Consider the following 16,558-nt stretch of genomic DNA (forward strand, 5'->3'; position numbering starts at 1 on the left):
ACTTGAGCAGCGAGACTCACATGTATTCATTCACATGTGCTCAACACGCAAGCGCCGCAGCACGGCCTTTTCCGCTTCAACCGCGAGGAACTTGCCCAGTCCCAGCGCCAGGATGATCAGCCAGGACGTGGTGTCCAGTGCTGCGGTGTGGAACACCTGCTGCATCGGCGGCGTGTAGGTGAACAGGAGCTGGAACGCGATCAACAGCACGCTCATCCAGAAGGCCACCGGGTTGGCGGTGAGGATGTCCCGGGTGAAGGCCGTGGCGGTGAAGTGGCGCACATTGAACAGATATACCAGTTCGCCGACCACCAGCATGTTTACCGCTGCCGTGCGTGCCACCTCCAGGCTGCTGCCGCGTGCCAGTTCCCATTCGAACACGGTGAAGGTCACCGCGATCATCAGCAGGCTCACATAGGCGATACGTGCTGCCAGCAGACGTGTGATCAAGGGTTCCGAGGGGCGGCGCGGCGGACGGCGCATGACGCCCGGCTCGCCTGGCTCGAAGGCCAGCGCCAGCGCCAGTGTCACCGCCGTGACCATGTTCACCCACAGAATCTGGCCCGCGGTGACCGGCAGCGCCAGACCGGCGAACACCGCCAGCAGGATCACGCCCGCCTGCCCGCCGTTGGTGGGCAGGATGAAGAGCAGCGATTTCTTGATATTGTCGAACACCACGCGGCCCTCGCGCACGGCGCGCGCGATGGTGGCGAAATTGTCATCGGTGAGCACCAGATCGGCGGCCTCGCGCGCGGCATCGGTGCCCTTGTGTCCCATGGCCACGCCGATGTCGGCGGCCTTGAGCGCCGGGGCATCGTTGACGCCGTCACCGGTCATGGCGACCAGTTCGCCCTGGGCTTGCAGGGCGGCCACCAGACGCAGCTTGTGCTCAGGGCTGGCGCGGGCGAACACGTCGGTCTCGAGGGCGCAGCGCCGCAGCGCCGCGTCGTCCAGCGCCGCCACGGCATCGCCGGCGAGCGCTCGATCCGCGTTCAGGCCCAGTTGCCGGCCGATGGCCGCTGCGGTGACGGCGTGATCACCGGTAATCATCTTCACGCGCAGCCCGGCGCGCTGGCATTCAGCCACTGCTGCGATGGCTTCCTCGCGCGGCGGATCGATGAGGCCGGTCAGCCCCAGCAAGGTGAAGCGCCGGGTGATATCGGCCATCGACAGCGCCGTGGTGCCGGCAGGCATATCGCAGTATGCCAACGCCAGCACACGCTGTCCGGCGGCGGCGGCGTCTTCCATGCGCGCTTCCCAGGCGGCGCGATCGAGCGGCTGGCCGCTGCCGTCCTGAAGACACAAATCGAGTACGCGCTCGGGCGCTCCTTTGAGCAGCACGAAGGTGTGACCCGCATGGTCGTGATGCAGCGTGGCCATGAATCGGTGCTCCGACTCGAAAGGAATCTCGTCGACCCGTGGCGTGGCGGCGGAAGCTGCCAGGGGCTCCAGCCCGGCCTTGCGGGCCAGCGTCAGCAGAGCCCCTTCGGTGGGATCGCCCACCAGATGCCAGCCGCTTTCCGCCACGTGCTTGAGGTGCGCGTCGTTGCACAGCAGGGCGCAGCGCGCCAGCCCTTGTAATGCGTCATCCTGCGCGGCGTCCGTGGCCAGGCCATCGGAGTGAAAGCCGCCTTCGGGTGCATAGCCGGTGCCGCTCACTTCCAGGGTGCGGGTGGGTAGCATGACCCGCACGGCGGTCATCTCGTTCCTGGTCAGGGTGCCGGTCTTGTCCGAACAGATTACTGTGACCGAGCCGAGGGTTTCGACGGCCGGCAGACGTCGCACGATGGCGTGGTTGTGGGCCATGACCCGGGTGCCGATGGCCAGCACGATGGTGACGATCGCCGGCAAGCCCTCCGGGATGGCCGCCACCGCCAGCCCCACCACCGCCAGAAAGATTTCCAGCAGTGGCATCTCACGCACGAAATGCCCATAGAGAAACGTAAGCAACCCCACTGCCAGAATGAACAGCGTGATCTGGCGGGCGAACTGGTCGAGGCGGCGGGTGAGCGGCGTGGCCAGCGTCCGCACCTCGCCGACCAGCGTACCGATACGGCCGATCTCGGTCGCCTGCCCGGTGCCAACCACCAGGCCATGGGCCTGGCCAAAACTGGTCACCGTGCCGGAGTAGGCCATGCAGGCGCGATCCCCGATAGACGAATCGTTGGCGACCGGTTCCGTACTCTTGTCTACCGGTACTGATTCACCGGTGAGTGCGGCCTCGTTGACACGCAGGTTTTTCACGCGCACCAGGCGCAGGTCGGCTGGCACCCGGACGCCGGATTCCAGCAGCACGATATCGCCCGGCACCAGCAGGGCGGCGTCGATCTGGTGCCGCTCACCCTCGCGCAGCACCGTGGCGTGGCGGGCGAGCATGGCGCCTACTGCTTCCAGCGCCTTTTCCGCCTTGCCTTCCTGAACAAAACCGATGACGGCGTTAATGAGTACCACGCCGAAAATCACGCCCGCATCGACATAGTCTTTGAGCGCGAAGGTGATGGTGCCGGCAACCAGCAGTACATAGATCAAGGGGTTGTGGAACTGCAAAACAAAACGCAGCCAGGGTCCGCGTCGCTTTGGCGCAGGCAGGCTGTTGTGGCCGTATTGGGCGAGCCGCCGGGCGGCCTCCTGCCAGCCGAGACCGGTGCTGGCTTGGGTAGACAGGGCCAACAGGGCCTCGGCCAAGGGCTGGGAGTGCCAGACAGGTGCATGCGCGGGCGCTGGGGGCTGCACTGGGGTCATTTCAGAAACTCCGCTGCACAGTAATCAGGCCCGTACGGCGATCAGGCCAGCCGTGCCGCCATGATGATCGGTTATGTTCAGACCATGACAGATATAGGCAAAATCATCAAGCGTGTAATACCGAATGCGGGCCTGTCGGCCAGGCCATCTGGAGATTGCGGCAGCGTAGCTGGCCGGGAGGCTGGGCCGCGACTGCGATTACTTGCTAGAATAGATTACCCGCCGACATGAAGCCGGGTTCCAGCGGCCGAGCCCGGCCATTCACCCGTCACCGCCCCGGTAGCTCAGCTGGATAGAGCATCCCCCTCCTAAGGGGAAGGTCAGACGTTCAAATCGTCTCCGGGGCACTTTACTTGACATGAAACCCTATTCGCCATCGTGTGACGAGAACAGGCAGCCCATTCTTGCCGTGTTGCGCGAGGTGTTCACCGCGGCAGGTCATGTGCTGGAAATCGGCAGCGGTACCGGGCAGCACGCGGTGTTTTTCGCAGACCGGTTGCCGCATCTTGTCTGGCAGGCGAGCGATAGGGCAGAGCATCTGGCCGGGATGCGCCTGTGGCTGGAGGAAGCGGCGCTGCACAACACACCGGTGCCGCTGGAACTCGATGTGGCGAGTGCGCACTGGCCCGCCATGGAAACGGATGCCGTTTTCAGCGCCAACACGGCGCACATCATGGCATGGCCGCAGGTGGAGCGGATGTTCGCGGGCATCGGCACGATCTTGAAACCGGGTGGAGTGTTCGCTTTGTACGGCCCGTTCAACTACAACGGTAATTATACCAGCGAGAGCAATACGCGCTTCGATCAGTGGCTCAAGGCACGTGATCCGTTAAGCGGTGTGCGTGATTTTGAGATGCTGAATATGCTGGCGCAAAGGCAGAGGCTGCAACTGTTCAGGGATTACCCAATGCCGGCAAACAACCGTACCCTGGTGTGGCGCAAGGAGGGTTGATCACCGCGCCTGTTGTATGCCGTTCAGCGTGCGAAACGAGACCTCGCGTGCTGTATCAATGAAGCCCTGCATATAAGGCATGCTCTTTTGCCCGCTACGCAGGGCACAGTACAACGTACCCCACAAGCCCTGGCGGCCCAAGGGTCGGGCCGCCACATAGTGGTGTTTGAGGTAGTCTGCCGCTACCCAGTTCGGCAGAGCCGCCACGCCACGGCCGCTGGCGACGAGTTGCACCATCATCAGTGTGAGTTCGGTAGTACGTTGTGCGGCAGGTTTGATGCCGGCTGGATGCAGGAAGCGTTTGAAAATATCGAGCCGCTGCCGTGGCACGGGATAGGTAATGAGAGTCTCGCCCGCCAGGTCACTTGGCCTGATCCATGCGCGGCTAATCAGGGGGTGGTCGGGTGCCATCACCAGCAGGGCCTGGTAGTGGAACAGGGGGGTAAAGCTGACGCCGGTGGTTTTCTTGACGTCGGATGTGATCACGAGATCCACATCTCCCCGCGCGAGTGCAGGCAGGGAATCGAAGTTGAAGCCGGCGGAAAGGTCGATTTCAACCGCCGGCCATTGTTCGCGGAAGGCATTGATGCCGGGCATCAGCCACTCGAAGCAACTGTGGCACTCGATGGCGATGTTGAGCCGGCCCGTATTGCCATGGGTGAGGGCAGTAATGTCATGCTCGGCCTGGCGGACTTCGCCCAGTACCCGGCTGGCCAGATGCAACAGACGTTCGCCGGCAGGGGTAAACCTGAGTGGGCGGCTTTTACGCAGGAAGATAGGGCCGTAATGGGTTTCCATGACCTTGAGCTGATGCGACAGGGCCGACGGGGTGAGGTGCAGGCGCTCGGCGGTGACAGACAGCGTGCCACACTCGTTGAGCAGTACAAGGGCACGCAGGTGTCGCAATTCCAGCATGGCACTTATCATAAATTATTTTCAATGTTGATTTGAGAATATTTAAATTTATTCATATGTGAAGTAGCGCTACACTAGCGTTATCCAAATAGGCAGGTTAGAGAATTCAAGGAGCAGTCAATGAGTATTGCGCACAACCTGGGGTTTCCCCGTATCGGCGCCCGGCGCGAGATGAAGCGTGCCGTGGAGAGTTATTGGAAGGGCGACCTGGATGAGACCGGCCTGCGGGCGACAGGTCGCGAACTGCGCGCGCGGCATTGGCGGTTACAGGTCGATGCCGGGCTGGATCTGGTGCCGGTGGGAGATTTCACCTGGTATGACCATGTGCTCGACATGTCGGTACTGCTGGGCGTGGTGCCGCAGCGTTTCGGCGACGTACATGGAAGTACTAGTGTCGCGGGAGGCAGGATGCCGGGAGCGACCGCGGTGACAGGCGAGGTGGACCTCAAGACCTATTTTCGCATGGCGCGCGGCCGCGCACCGGGTGACAAGGCCGGCAGTGCCGACACCTACGCCTGTGAAATGACCAAGTGGTTTGACACCAATTACCATTATATTGTCCCTGAATTCAGCGCCGACCAGGCGTTTCGCCTGGCCTCCAGCAAGCTGTTTGACGAACTGGCCGAGGCCAAGGCGCAGGGCCTATGCGCCAAGCCCGTGCTGGTGGGCCCACTGACCTATCTCTGGCTGGGCAAGACCAGGGGCGCGGCGTTTGACAAGCTTGCCCTGCTAGACAAGTTGCTGCCGGTCTATGGCGAGATTCTCGCCCGCCTTAAATCCGAGGGAGTGGAGTGGGTGCAGATTGACGAGCCGATTCTGGTGCTTGATCTGCCGCAAGAGTGGAAAGATGCCTTTGGCGTGGCCTACCAGCAGCTTCAGGGGAGTGGGGTCAAGTTGCTGCTGGCGACATACTTCGGTGCGCTGGCCGACAATACCGGTGTTGCCTGTGGCTTGCCGGTGGACGGACTGCATATTGATCTGGTGCGTGCTCCGCAGCAGCTTGGCGCGGTGTTAAATCAGCTCCCTGACTCCAAGATACTGTCACTCGGTGTGGTAGACGGGCGCAACATCTGGCGCACGGACATTGAAAAGGTGCTGGTCATGCTGGAGGGCGTGAAGGAGCGCTTGGGCGATCGGCTGTGGATTGCGCCGTCATGCTCGCTGCTGCACACCCCGGTGGATCTGGCGCTGGAAACCAAGCTGGATGAGGAGTTCAAGTCATGGCTGGCCTACGCTACCCAGAAAGTCGCCGAGGTGGTGGCCGTGCGTGATGGCGTTGATCACGGGCGCTCAGGCATAGGTACGCTGCTGGACGCGAGCCGGGCTGCCGTGCAATCACGTGCCACCTCCAAGCGTATTCACCGGCCTGCGGTGAAGGAGCGCGTTGCGGAGCTCGCCACGAATGCAGACCAGCGCCATGCAGTCTACGCTGAGCGTGCGCGTCAGCAACGCGAAAAGCTGAAGTTGCCGCTGCTGCCGACCACGACCATCGGTTCATTTCCGCAGACCCAGGCAATTCGCATCGCGCGCCGTGACTTCAAGGCCGGGCGTATCGGTGAAGCCGAGTATAACGAACGCATGCGGCAGGAGATCGCGCTTGCGGTGCGCAAGCAGGAGGAGATCGGGCTTGACGTTTTGGTGCATGGCGAGGCCGAGCGTAATGACATGGTGGAGTATTTCGGCGAATTGCTCGACGGCTATGCCTTCAGCGAAAACGGCTGGGTGCAGAGCTACGGCTCGCGTTGCGTGAAACCGCCCATCATCTTCGGTGACGTGTCGCGCCCGCAGCCCATGACGGTGGAATGGACGACCTACGCGCAGTCGCTGACCGCGAAACCGATGAAGGGCATGCTGTCCGGGCCCATCACCATGCTGCAATGGTCATTCGTGCGTGACGACCAGCCGCGCAGTGCGACAGCATTGCAAATCGCCTTTGCCCTGCGCGACGAAGTGCTGGATCTGGAAAAGGCCGGCATCAAGGTGGTGCAGATCGACGAACCCGCGCTGCGCGAAGGCTTGCCCTTGCGCCATGCCGACTGGGCGGAGTACCTGCGCTGGGCCGCGCACGCATTTCGCGTGACGGCGGGTGCGGTGCGGGACGACACGCAGATCCATACCCATATGTGCTATGCGGAATTCAATGACATCATCGACTCCATTGCCGCGCTGGATGCCGACGTGATCACCATCGAAACCTCGCGCTCCGATATGGAACTGCTCGATGCCTTTGTGAATTTCTCTTATCCCAACGAGATCGGCCCCGGTGTGTACGATATCCACTCGCCACGCGTGCCGACCAGTGACGAGATCGTGCGGCTGATGGAAAAGGCCGCCAGGGTAGTGCCGGCAGACCGCTTGTGGATCAACCCCGACTGCGGCCTGAAGACCCGCGACTGGCCGGAAGTGGAGACGGCGCTGGCCAACATGGTGTCGGCCGCGAAGACCCTGCGCGACCGTTTGGCAGGATAGCCAAACGGCACCGCCGTCAGGCGGCCCGTAGGGTGATGCACAGGGAAGAGCGAAGCGAAGGGTACTGCATCATGAGCGGTTGCAACACTGACAGCGAGGAAGCAGGTAGTATGTAGGTCGGCTCAAGCCGTCAGGCGGAGCCGACAGGGTCGTGTCGGATCCGCTACGCTTGATTCGACCTACGGCTGCTGAGGTTTTTTATGCTCTTCAGGCCGTGCCGCCAAGGCGCGGCCTTTTTGTTTTTGCAGGCCAGCTAACGCAGGCTGATAGCAGGCCAGCCGTTTGCCCGCGCATGCGCGGCGAGTTGCGCGTCGGGGTCTACCGCAGTGGGGTAGGTTACGCGTTCCAGCAGCGGGATGTCGTTGTGCGAGTCGCTGTAAAACCAGCTTTCCTCCAGCGTGAGGCTGTGTTCGCGCAGCCACGCTTCAAGCCGGGTCACCTTGCCCTCACGGAAGCACGGCACGCCTGCCACTGCGCCGGTATAGCGGCCCTGTTTCAGTTCGGGCTCGGTTGCAAGCAGGGTGTCCACGCCGAGCCGCGCGGCTATGGGGCCGGTGATGAAGCTGTTGGTGGCCGTGATGATCAGCAGGGTGTGCTTCTGGCGGCGGTGATGCTCGATCAGCGCGCATGCCCCGGGCAGAATGACGGGCTCAATTTTCTCGTGCATGAACTGCTCGCGCCAGCGCTGCAGCGTCGCCATGTCGTGCGTTGCGAGGGGGTGCAGCTGAAATGCAAGAAAGTCCAGGATGTCGAGCGTACCGGCCTGATACTCCCGGTAGTAGCGCAGGTTTTCCCGCTGGTAGTGCTCGGCATCGACAATGCCGTGTTCCACCAGAAACTCTCCCCACAGGTAGTCGCTGTCGCCTGCGAGCAAGGTATTGTCCAGATCAAAGATGGCGAGACCCAAAACACTTCCTCCTTTAGTTGCGGCCATGCTACACGATATGGTTGCCGTGCGCAGGCGCCGTCGGAAAAATGCGCTGAACCCTTTTGCTAAATGTGCTATTTATGGAACAATGCAAATTGGACACGTTTTTGGTGATGCCATGCAAGCTATGGATTCGGATGGCTATCGGCCCAACGTCGGGATCATTCTGACCAACCACGAGAGCAGGCTGCTGTGGGCGCGGCGTATCGGCCAGAACGCCTGGCAATTCCCGCAGGGCGGCATCCATCATGACGAAACGCCCGAGCAGGCCATGTATCGCGAGCTTGAGGAAGAGGTCGGGCTTGGCGTAGACGATGTACGCATCATCGGCAACACGCGCGGCTGGCTGCGCTACGATCTGCCGTCTCATCTTGTGCGGCGTGAGCGTACTCCGCTCTACATAGGCCAGAAACAGATATGGTTCATGTTGCGCCTGCTGACGGAAGATACACGGGTGCGCCTCGATTTGACCCGCAAGCCGGAATTTGACCACTGGCGCTGGGTGGATTACTGGGCGCCTTTGACGGAAGTGATACAGTTCAAGCGCGAAGTCTATACCCAGGCGCTGCGCGAACTGGAACCGCTTTTACTGCAGGAGCCCAACACCCTCCAACCCGTCTCCACGCAACGGTAGCGCCATGCTCGAAACCCTGCGGCGCATCGTACAGGAAGTCAATGCGGCGAAGAATCTGGAGCAGGCGCTGTCCATCATCGTCACCCGTGTAAAGCAGGCCATGGGCGCGGACGTCTGCTCGGTGTACCTCACCGATTTCCACCGCAAGGAACATGTCCTGATGGCCAGCGACGGCCTTAACCCCGAAGCGGTGGGCGCGGTACGGCTTGCGCTTGAGGAAGGTCTGATCGGCGTGGTGAGCGCGCGGGAAGAACCGCTCAATCTCGACAATGCCCCCGACCATCCGCGTTACCGCTTTATCGCCGAAACCGGCGAAGAGCGCTACCACGGTTTTCTGGGCGTGCCGATCATCCATCATCGCCGGGTGCTGGGCGTGCTGGTAGTGCGCCAGCATGCGGCGCGCAAATTCGACGAAAACGAAGTCACCTTGCTCGTGACCATCGCGGCGCAGCTTGCGGGCGGCATCGCGCATGCCGAGGCGAGTGGCGGCATCAACGGTCTTGAGGGGCGGCATCCGGGCATACACCAGATAGAAGGCCTCCCCGGTGCGCCCGGAATTGCAGTCGGACGTGCCCTGGTGATTTACCCCCCCGCCGATCTGGACGCGATACCTGACCGCAAGGTAGAGGATATTGCAGCAGAGGTTGCCGTGTTTCGCAGTGCGGTCGCCCGGGTGGTTGCCGACATTGAGGCGCTCAGCGTAAGGCTGCGCGCAACGCTGCCGACGGAGGATCTTGCGCTGTTCGAGGTCTATCTGCACATGCTCGCGGGTGAAAGCCTGGTGGGCAAGACCGTCGATCGCATTGAGCATGGTAATTGGGCCGCCGGTGCGTTGCGCGACACTATCAACGAGCATGTGCGCGCCTTTAATGCGATGGGGGATGTCTACCTGAGCGAGCGTGCCAGCGATGTGCGCGATCTTGGGTTGCGCATCCTCGGCTATCTGCAAAGTGGTATGCAGGAGCCGCGCGAGTACCCGGAGCGCACGGTTATCGTAAGCGAAGAAGTTTCCGCCGCCATGATTGCAGAAGTGCCACATTCGCAGCTTGCGGGTGTGGTGTCTGTGCGCGGCTCGCGTTCGTCGCACGTGGCGATTCTGGCGCATGCCCTGGGTGTGCCGGCGGTGATGGGTGCGCGTGATCTTGCAGTCAGCCGTATAGACGGCCGTGAGATCGTAGTCGATGGCCACCATGGCCGGGTATACCTTGATCCGCCGCCGGCGCTGCGAGATGAATTTCTGCGGCTTGAGGTTGAGGAGTCGCAGCTTGCCGTTGAGCTGGCGGAATTGCGTGATTTGCCGGCTGAAACACTCGACGGCCACCACATACCGCTGTACATGAACACCGGCCTGTTGGCAGACGCCAACGCACCTGTATACGGCGGTGTTGCCGAGGGTGTGGGTCTCTACCGCACCGAGTATCCGTTCATGATGCGGGAACGTTTTCCGGGTGAGGAGGAGCAACGCCTCATATACCGCCGGGTGCTGGAGTCATTTGCGCCGCGCCCCGTTATCCTGCGCACACTCGATGTAGGCGGCGACAAGGCGCTGCCGTATTTTCCGATCGAGGAAGACAACCCCTTCCTGGGCTGGCGGGGCATCCGCATATCGCTGGATCATCCCGAAATATTTCTGGTGCAGTTGCGTGCCATGCTGCGTGCCAGCCAGGGCCTGAACAACCTTCATCTGCTGCTGCCCATGGTAAGCACGCTGGCCGAAGTGGATGATGCGCTGACCCTGATCAGGCGCGCCCATGCGGAGCTGGTCGAGGGTGGTGCAGACATCGCCTTCCCCAAAATCGGCGTCATGATAGAAGTTCCGTCTGCGGTATATGAAACCGAGCGCATTGCGGCCCGGGTGGACTTTATTTCCGTAGGCAGCAACGACCTGACGCAATACCTGCTGGCCGTGGACCGCAATAATGCCCGCGTGGCCGGCCTGTATGATGAGCTGCACCCGTCGGTGCTGCGTGCCCTGATGCAGATAACGCAAGGCGCGCACCGCCATAACCGGCGCGTAAGCGTGTGCGGTGAAATGGCAGGCGATCCGGCGGCGGCCCTGCTGCTGATCGGCATGGGCATGGACAGCCTGAGCATGAGCGAGGCCAGCCTGCTGCGCATCAAATGGGTGGTGCGGAACACCACGCGCGCGGCCGCGCGACAGGTACTGGAACAAGTGCTCGAAATGGAGAGCGCCTCCGGCATTCGCACGCATATCCACAATGTGCTGGGGCAGATGGGCATGCGGGTGCTGGCGGGCTCCGTACCGGATTACCGCCACACTGAGCCGTAGCATGCAGCGCCCGGTGGCCATCGAGGAGGATAATTGGACCGTAGCGAACGTTTCTACAAAATCGAGCAAATGCTCCAGGAACACCCCGTCGTTCCGGTGCAAAAGTTTCTCAAGTCGCTCGGTGTCAGTCTCGCCACCTTCAAGCGCGACCTCGAATACCTGCGCGAGCGTTTGTACGCACCTATTGTGTGGGATAGGGCAAGACACGGTTATCGTTTCACTGATGCCGATCCCCATGCCCCGCGTCACGAACTGCCGGGGCTGTAGTGCGACAAGGGGTCACGTCTTGACATAACGCTTTCCCCGCCGGCAACCGTGATGTCAAGGCGTGATCTTTTTTTGCGCATGCCACAAAGCGCTGGTCGGCATCGTCAGATGAGAAAGTCACGGATGCTTTGGCAGCCATCGCATCACATGAGGCTGGGCACACGTTGTATTACACTAAAAACTTGGGCAGCACCGGGCATGCAGATTTACGCCGTGCGTTATACATGCCGGGCCTGGTCGCCAGGCGGCACAATCCGGTGCTCAAAGTATTCGGGGATCGGCTGAGTCTAACGGGGTTGGCTCCCAAGGCCGTGGTAGGAGCGGTAATGCGTAAGCTGGCGCACCTCATTTATGGTGTGATTAAATCGTGTAGGCCGTTTGATGCGACTGTGGCTATGCCGAGGGTTGCTTTTCAAGACGGTATCTGACCCCACTACTGCCACTACTGTGCTGACCCCACTACTGCACTCTCAATTGAGCGGGCGCGGATTGAAGCGATTTGCATTCAAAACTGGCTCAGGCGATACTGTATTGCATCTGTAATGCAGAAAGGAGTGAAGGATGAAAACCGTGACTAAAACATCCACTATTCCGCCGCTGCGGGTGAACGAGGAGGTGCGCGCTGCTGCCGAGGCGGCACTGATGGAAGGAGAGACGCTTTCCGGTTTTGTGCTGGAGGCGATTCAATTCAATATCCAGCGGCGGACAATGCAACAGGAATTTGTCGCGCGAGGGCTGGCGGCGCGGGATGGGGCGCGCCGGACAGGCAGGTATGTTTCGGCAGACGAGGTGCTGGCGGGGCTCGATAAAACACTGGCGCGTTCGCGCAAGGCGGCTGCACGCAAGTGAGTTACACGGTTCGGTTTGCGCCTGCTGCCGCGAAGGACTTGCAACGTTTGTTCGATTTTCTCGCGGAGCGGGATGTGAAAGCCGCCAGGCGCGCCCGCTCGGCCATTGCCAAGGGCATCGAATTCTTGCGCACTTTTCCATTCAGTTGCCGCAAGGTATCGCCGGAGCATCCCCTGTTGCGTGAGTTGATTATCAGCTTTGGTGCAAATGGCTATGTCGCGTTGTTTGAAATTGAGGACAGCCAGACTGTGACTGTGCTGGCCATACGTCATCAGCGCGAAGAAGATTTCTTTTAAACTTCCCATGGCCAATCTCCTGCCACCGCTTAAATTCATCGCCATCAAGGAAAGGCTCCCCATCTATTCATCCCCACGCGCGTGGGGATGAATAGATGTCTCGATATGCGATAATAAAAAATTTCCCAGTTCAGTGACGCCAGACAAGCTTTGAACTACCGCCATAATTACCACGCAGGCAACGCCGCCGATGTGTTCAAGCATGTCGTGCTGACGCTGGTGTTGCGTGCGCTGCACAAAAAAGACACGCCGTTTTTCGTGTTGGATACGCATGCCGGTAGCGGCGCCTATACGCTGGAAAGACCGGGCGAGTTTGAGGCTGGGATCGGCGTGGTTTGGGCAGAGCGGGAACAGTGGCCGGTCTTGACCGGTTATTTCACGGTTGTCGAAAAAATAAATGGCCAGGGCGGCATCAAATACTATCCGGGTTCACCGTTTATTATTCGGGAATATCTGCGCCCGCAGGATAGGGCTGTCTTTATGGAGCAGCAGCCGGGTGAATACCTGAATCTCAAGACGAACTTTTCGGGCGCGAGCAATATCGGAGTGCATCACGCAGATGCATGGAGTGCGCTCAAGGCTTTTGTGCCGCCCAGGGAGAACAGGGGGGTGGTGTTGATTGATCCGCCTTTTGAAACAGCGAATGAATTCGATAATGTGGTCGCGGCGCTCAGGCACGGGGCCAGACATTGGCGTAACGGTATTTATCTGGCATGGTATCCCGTCAAGTCACGCACGGTGGCAAATAAACTATATCAAGCACTGCGCATGCTTGATATAGAGGCCCAGGCGCTGGAATTCATGTTGCATCCCGATGACGTGGAGAACCGTCTGAACGGCAGCGGGATGGTTTTGGTCAACGCACCCTGGGGCGTTATGGATGCGCTGCGTGAAATTCTGCCGCCATTGGCCGAGCGGCTGGCAGGTGCAGAGGGGAGGCCGGAGGTGCGAGATATTGACCTGCGCGGGGATTATGCTGCGTAATACGTTTTATACCACTCCACAAAGCGTGCGATGCCGGTCTCGATGGAGGTCGCGGCCTTGTAGCCGACATCGCGCATCAAGTCATCGACATCTGCATAGGTGGCCGGCACGTCACCTGCCTGTAGCGGCAGCAGGTTGAGCGTGGCCTTTTTGCCCAGATTTTTCTCCAGCACCTCAATGAAGTGCATCAGCGCCACCGGCTGGTTGTGTCCGATGTTGTACAAGCGGTAGGGCGCAGCGCTGGTGGCCGGGTCTGGCGCGTCGGCATTCCACGCCGGATTGGCAGTGGGGATTTTGTCCAGTGTGCGCACCACGCCTTCAACGGCGTCGTCGATATAGGTGAAGTCGCGCTGATGCTTGCCTTGGTTGAAGACGTCGATGGGTTCGCCGGCGAGAATTCTGCGAGTAAAAATAAACAGAGCCATGTCAGGTCTGCCCCACGGGCCGTAGACAGTGAAAAAGCGCAATCCGGTGGCAGGGAGATGATAGAGGTGGCTGTAGCTGTGCGCCATCAACTCGTTGGCCTTCTTGGTGGCGCCATACAGGCTCAGCGGATGATCGACATTGTCGTGCACCGAAAACGGCATGCGGGTGTTGGAGCCGTACACTGAGCTGCTGGAGGCGTATACCAGATGTTCCACGCCATGGTGGCGGCAGCCTTCCAGAATATTCAGGGTGCCTGCCAGATTGGAATCCACATAGGCGTGTGGATTCTGCAGGGAGTAGCGCACGCCTGCCTGTGCGGCGAGATGTACCACGCGTTGCGGCCGGTGCTGCTCAAACGTGCGTGTGATTGCGGTACGATCCTGCAGGTCGGCGAGGACGTGGGTGTAGCGCGGGTGCTGCTCAAAGCGCGCGAGGCGGGCGCGTTTCAGGGCAACATCGTAGTAGTCGTTGAGGTTATCTGCGCCGATCACCTCGTCACCACGTTCAAGCAGTCTCAGGGTGAGGGCGGCGCCAATAAAGCCGGCCGTGCCGGTGACCAGTATCTTCATGCGCTGACTGCGTGGTGGGAGCCGCGCCCGATACCGTAATAATGGATGCCCGCCGCCTGCATTTGTGCGGGGTCGTACAGGTTGCGGCCATCGAAAATCACCGGCTGGGTGAGCGTGGCCTTGAGGTCTGCAAAATCCGGGCTGCGGAATTCGCGCCACTCAGTGACGATCACCAGTGCGTCCGCACCTTGCAGTGCCGCTTCCGCGCTGTCGCACAGCACAAAATCCGGTCGTTCGCCATAAATGCGCCGCGCCTCCTGCATGGCCACCGGGTCGAAGGCCTGCACCCGCGCACCCTGGCTCCATAATTGCTCTATCAGTGCGCGGCTCGGCGCATCGCGCATGTCGTCGGTGTTGGGTTTGAAGGCGAGGCCCCAGAGTGCAAAGGTCTTGTCTTTTAGGTCACCTTTGAAGTGATTGCTGATTTTTCCAAACAGTACCCGTTTTTGCTGCCGGTTGACTGCCTCCACGGCATGCAGCAGATGCGGTTCGTGGCCCGCCTGTTTCGCCGTCTGTTCCAGCGCCTGTACGTCCTTGGGAAAGCACGAGCCGCCGTAACCGCAGCCGGGGTAGATGAAGTGGTAGCCGATACGCGGATCCGAGCCGATGCCGAGACGCACCTGCTCGATGTCTGCGCCCACACGTTCGGCGATATTGGCGAGCTCGTTCATGAAGCTGATCTTGGTGGCAAGCATGGCGTTGGCGGCATACTTGGTCAACTCTGCCGAACGTACGTCCATGACCATGACGCGTTCGTGGTTGCGGTTGAAGGGTGCGTACAGCGTGCGTAAGCTGTCGGCGGCACGGGCATTATCAGCGCCGATGATGATGCGGTCGGGCTTCATGAAGTCTTCAATTGCCGCGCCTTCCTTGAGAAACTCGGGGTTTGAAACCACATCGAACTCGATGCGTATGCCACGCTGCTGGAGTTGTGCCTGGATCTCCGTGCGCACCAGGTCGGCAGTGCCCACCGGTACGGTGGACTTGTCGACAATGATGCGGGACTCGTTCATGTGCTGGCCGATACTGCGGGCGACTGCAAGTACGTGACGCAGATCGGCCGAGCCGTCCTCGTCAGGCGGCGTGCCCACGGCGATGAATTGCAGCAGTCCGTGCGTGACGGTGGCCTGGGCGTCGACAGTAAAACTAAGGCGTCCGGCCCGTATATTTTTATGTGCCAGACTCTCCAGCCCGAGCTCGTAGATGGGTAGCACCCCTTGCTGCAAGGCTGCAATCTTGCGCTCGTCGGTGTCCATGCAGAGGACGTCATTGCCTGCCTCTGCCAGACAGGCAGCACTGACGAGGCCGACATAGCCGCAACCGTAGATGCTGATGTTCATTGTGGCTGGATTCCTGGGTAGCTGACGTTTTGTAGCGCAAGGCCGCGCCAACCTTAGCAAGTTGCGCTGGTTTTGTCGCTGCTTTTGTACCCGCTGTGGCGCGTGCCGTGCTGGCACTCTGTCGGCAGGTTTTACCTTAAGTGCCTGTTCATATTATGAAACACAAGGCGGGTAAGCCGCCATAGCTGTTGACACAGCGCTGTATATTAAGCACAATGTCGGGCTTACGTTTGCGGAGGGGTTCCCGAGCGGTCAAAGGGATCAGACTGTAAATCTGACGGCTCTGCCTTCGGAGGTTCGAATCCTCCCCCCTCCACCAAGACCGGGGGCCACTATACAGTGCGTAAGGTCGGCGAGGTGGGGAGGAGTATTACCTTAACCTGGAAGAGCGGGCGTTAAGGATGGCGGGTACCCGTTGTCTGCCCGATAAGTGCTACTAGGCGGGTGTAGTTCAATGGTAGAACTTCAGCCTTCCAAGCTGATAGCGTGGGTTCGATTCCCATCACCCGCTCCAGTCAGAGGCAGTGGCGAGTTGGTAGTGGCAAGTGGCGAGGGTGGTGAATGGCGGCTGTTATGGGTTTGACTCGCCACTAGCGACTGGCTACTGATTTGCCCATATAGCTCAGTCGGTAGAGCACTTCCTTGGTAAGGAAGAGGTCATCGGTTCGATTCCGATTATGGGCTCCATAGTGCGGTGTGGCATAGCAAGCAACGGTTGGTTTGAATTGAGTTCGGCATAGTTTGAGGAGAGGGGACCATGTCCAAAGAAAAATTCGAGCGTACGAAGCCCCATTTGAATGTTGGGACGATCGGTCACGTGGACCATGGCAAGACGACGCTGACGGCGGCGCTGACCAAGGTGATGGCGGAGAAGTTTGGCGGCGAGTTCAAGGGCTA

At 60.4% G+C, this 16,558-nt stretch carries 14 protein-coding genes and 4 tRNA genes; 13 read left to right on the forward strand and 5 right to left on the reverse strand.

Annotated features, from left to right (window positions below):
- Positions 1-30: 30 nt before the first annotated feature.
- Positions 31-2,742 carry a cation-transporting P-type ATPase gene (locus tag Q8L89_03280; GenBank protein MDP1708074.1) on the reverse strand — a complete coding sequence of 904 codons (2,712 nt, stop codon included), beginning with the start codon at positions 2,740-2,742 and terminating at the stop codon, positions 31-33.
- A gap of 273 nt (positions 2,743-3,015) precedes the next feature.
- Here Q8L89_03280 and Q8L89_03285 point away from each other — a divergent pair.
- Both Q8L89_03285 and Q8L89_03290 read left to right on the forward strand, forming a co-directional pair.
- A tRNA-Arg gene (locus Q8L89_03285) sits at positions 3,016-3,089 on the forward strand.
- Positions 3,090-3,100: 11 nt separating this feature from the next.
- Entirely contained in the window at positions 3,101-3,694 is a 594-nt protein-coding gene (locus Q8L89_03290) for a DUF938 domain-containing protein (GenBank protein ID MDP1708075.1), read from the forward strand.
- Here Q8L89_03290 and Q8L89_03295 read toward each other — a convergent pair whose 3' ends face one another.
- Positions 3,695-4,609, reverse strand: a complete 915-nt coding sequence (locus tag Q8L89_03295; protein MDP1708076.1) for a LysR family transcriptional regulator — start codon at positions 4,607-4,609, stop codon at positions 3,695-3,697.
- 120 nt (positions 4,610-4,729) lie between these two features.
- Between Q8L89_03295 and metE the strand changes: the two genes are divergently transcribed.
- Positions 4,730-7,078 carry a 5-methyltetrahydropteroyltriglutamate--homocysteine S-methyltransferase gene (metE, locus tag Q8L89_03300; protein ID MDP1708077.1) on the forward strand — a complete coding sequence of 783 codons (2,349 nt, stop codon included), beginning with the start codon at positions 4,730-4,732 and terminating at the stop codon, positions 7,076-7,078.
- A gap of 253 nt (positions 7,079-7,331) precedes the next feature.
- On the opposite strand, the gene Q8L89_03305 is transcribed toward metE, so the two are convergent.
- Entirely contained in the window at positions 7,332-7,985 is a 654-nt protein-coding gene (locus tag Q8L89_03305) for an HAD family hydrolase (GenBank protein MDP1708078.1), read from the reverse strand.
- A 148-nt stretch (positions 7,986-8,133) separates the two neighbouring features.
- Between Q8L89_03305 and Q8L89_03310 the strand changes: the two genes are divergently transcribed.
- From Q8L89_03310 to rlmJ, 6 genes are all read left to right on the forward strand, one after another.
- A complete protein-coding gene (locus tag Q8L89_03310; GenBank protein MDP1708079.1) occupies positions 8,134-8,640 on the forward strand; it encodes an RNA pyrophosphohydrolase in 507 nt (168 codons plus the stop codon).
- A gap of 4 nt (positions 8,641-8,644) precedes the next feature.
- A complete protein-coding gene (gene ptsP / locus Q8L89_03315) occupies positions 8,645-10,930 on the forward strand; it encodes a phosphoenolpyruvate--protein phosphotransferase (protein ID MDP1708080.1) in 2,286 nt (761 codons plus the stop codon).
- A gap of 33 nt (positions 10,931-10,963) precedes the next feature.
- Entirely contained in the window at positions 10,964-11,197 is a 234-nt protein-coding gene (locus Q8L89_03320) for a DeoR family transcriptional regulator (GenBank protein ID MDP1708081.1), read from the forward strand.
- Positions 11,198-11,758: 561 nt separating this feature from the next.
- Positions 11,759-12,046 carry a YlcI/YnfO family protein gene (locus Q8L89_03325; GenBank protein ID MDP1708082.1) on the forward strand — a complete coding sequence of 96 codons (288 nt, stop codon included), beginning with the start codon at positions 11,759-11,761 and terminating at the stop codon, positions 12,044-12,046.
- The gene (locus tag Q8L89_03330; protein MDP1708083.1) at positions 12,043-12,342 is read left to right on the forward strand and encodes a type II toxin-antitoxin system RelE/ParE family toxin; all 300 of its coding nucleotides are present in this window, start codon (positions 12,043-12,045) and stop codon (positions 12,340-12,342) included. Before Q8L89_03325 ends, Q8L89_03330 begins: the two co-directional genes overlap by 4 nt.
- Positions 12,343-12,492: 150 nt before the next feature.
- Positions 12,493-13,326, forward strand: a complete 834-nt coding sequence (rlmJ, locus tag Q8L89_03335; protein MDP1708084.1) for a 23S rRNA (adenine(2030)-N(6))-methyltransferase RlmJ — start codon at positions 12,493-12,495, stop codon at positions 13,324-13,326.
- On the opposite strand, the gene Q8L89_03340 is transcribed toward rlmJ, so the two are convergent.
- Positions 13,314-14,321 carry an NAD-dependent epimerase gene (locus Q8L89_03340; protein ID MDP1708085.1) on the reverse strand — a complete coding sequence of 336 codons (1,008 nt, stop codon included), beginning with the start codon at positions 14,319-14,321 and terminating at the stop codon, positions 13,314-13,316. The two genes, rlmJ and Q8L89_03340, sit on opposite strands and share 13 nt — an antisense overlap.
- Positions 14,318-15,661 (reverse strand): UDP-glucose/GDP-mannose dehydrogenase family protein, encoded by a 1,344-nt coding sequence (locus Q8L89_03345; protein MDP1708086.1) that lies wholly within the window; start codon positions 15,659-15,661, stop codon positions 14,318-14,320. The genes Q8L89_03340 and Q8L89_03345 overlap by 4 nt, the downstream gene beginning before the upstream one ends.
- 234 nt (positions 15,662-15,895) lie before the next feature.
- On the opposite strand from Q8L89_03345, the gene Q8L89_03350 reads away from it, so the two are divergent.
- The 4 genes from Q8L89_03350 to Q8L89_03365 all read left to right on the forward strand — a co-directional run.
- Positions 15,896-15,980, forward strand: a tRNA-Tyr gene (locus Q8L89_03350).
- Positions 15,981-16,101: 121 nt separating this feature from the next.
- Positions 16,102-16,175, forward strand: a tRNA-Gly gene (locus Q8L89_03355).
- 97 nt (positions 16,176-16,272) lie between these two features.
- Positions 16,273-16,348, forward strand: a tRNA-Thr gene (locus Q8L89_03360).
- A gap of 70 nt (positions 16,349-16,418) precedes the next feature.
- Positions 16,419-16,558 (forward strand): GTP-binding protein (locus tag Q8L89_03365; GenBank protein MDP1708087.1); only part of this gene is annotated, 140 nt, incomplete at its 3' end.

Source organism: Gammaproteobacteria bacterium, from assembly GCA_030680605.1.
Lineage (GTDB): Bacteria > Pseudomonadota > Gammaproteobacteria > SURF-13 > SURF-13 > JAQBXX01.

What these genes read in the sequence shown, in the direction of transcription:
- Q8L89_03280 (MDP1708074.1), bottom strand. Translation starts at nt 2,742, where the DNA reads ATGACCCCAGTGCAGCCCCCAGCGCCCGCGCATGCACCTGTCTGGCAC.
- Q8L89_03290 (MDP1708075.1), top strand. Translation starts at nt 3,101, where the DNA reads ATGAAACCCTATTCGCCATCGTGTGACGAGAACAGGCAGCCCATTCTT.
- Q8L89_03295 (MDP1708076.1), bottom strand. Translation starts at nt 4,609, where the DNA reads ATGCTGGAATTGCGACACCTGCGTGCCCTTGTACTGCTCAACGAGTGT.
- metE (MDP1708077.1), top strand. Translation starts at nt 4,730, where the DNA reads ATGAGTATTGCGCACAACCTGGGGTTTCCCCGTATCGGCGCCCGGCGC.
- Q8L89_03310 (MDP1708079.1), top strand. Translation starts at nt 8,134, where the DNA reads ATGGATTCGGATGGCTATCGGCCCAACGTCGGGATCATTCTGACCAAC.
- ptsP (MDP1708080.1), top strand. Translation starts at nt 8,645, where the DNA reads ATGCTCGAAACCCTGCGGCGCATCGTACAGGAAGTCAATGCGGCGAAG.
- Q8L89_03325 (MDP1708082.1), top strand. Translation starts at nt 11,759, where the DNA reads ATGAAAACCGTGACTAAAACATCCACTATTCCGCCGCTGCGGGTGAAC.
- Q8L89_03340 (MDP1708085.1), bottom strand. Translation starts at nt 14,321, where the DNA reads ATGAAGATACTGGTCACCGGCACGGCCGGCTTTATTGGCGCCGCCCTC.
- Q8L89_03345 (MDP1708086.1), bottom strand. Translation starts at nt 15,661, where the DNA reads ATGAACATCAGCATCTACGGTTGCGGCTATGTCGGCCTCGTCAGTGCT.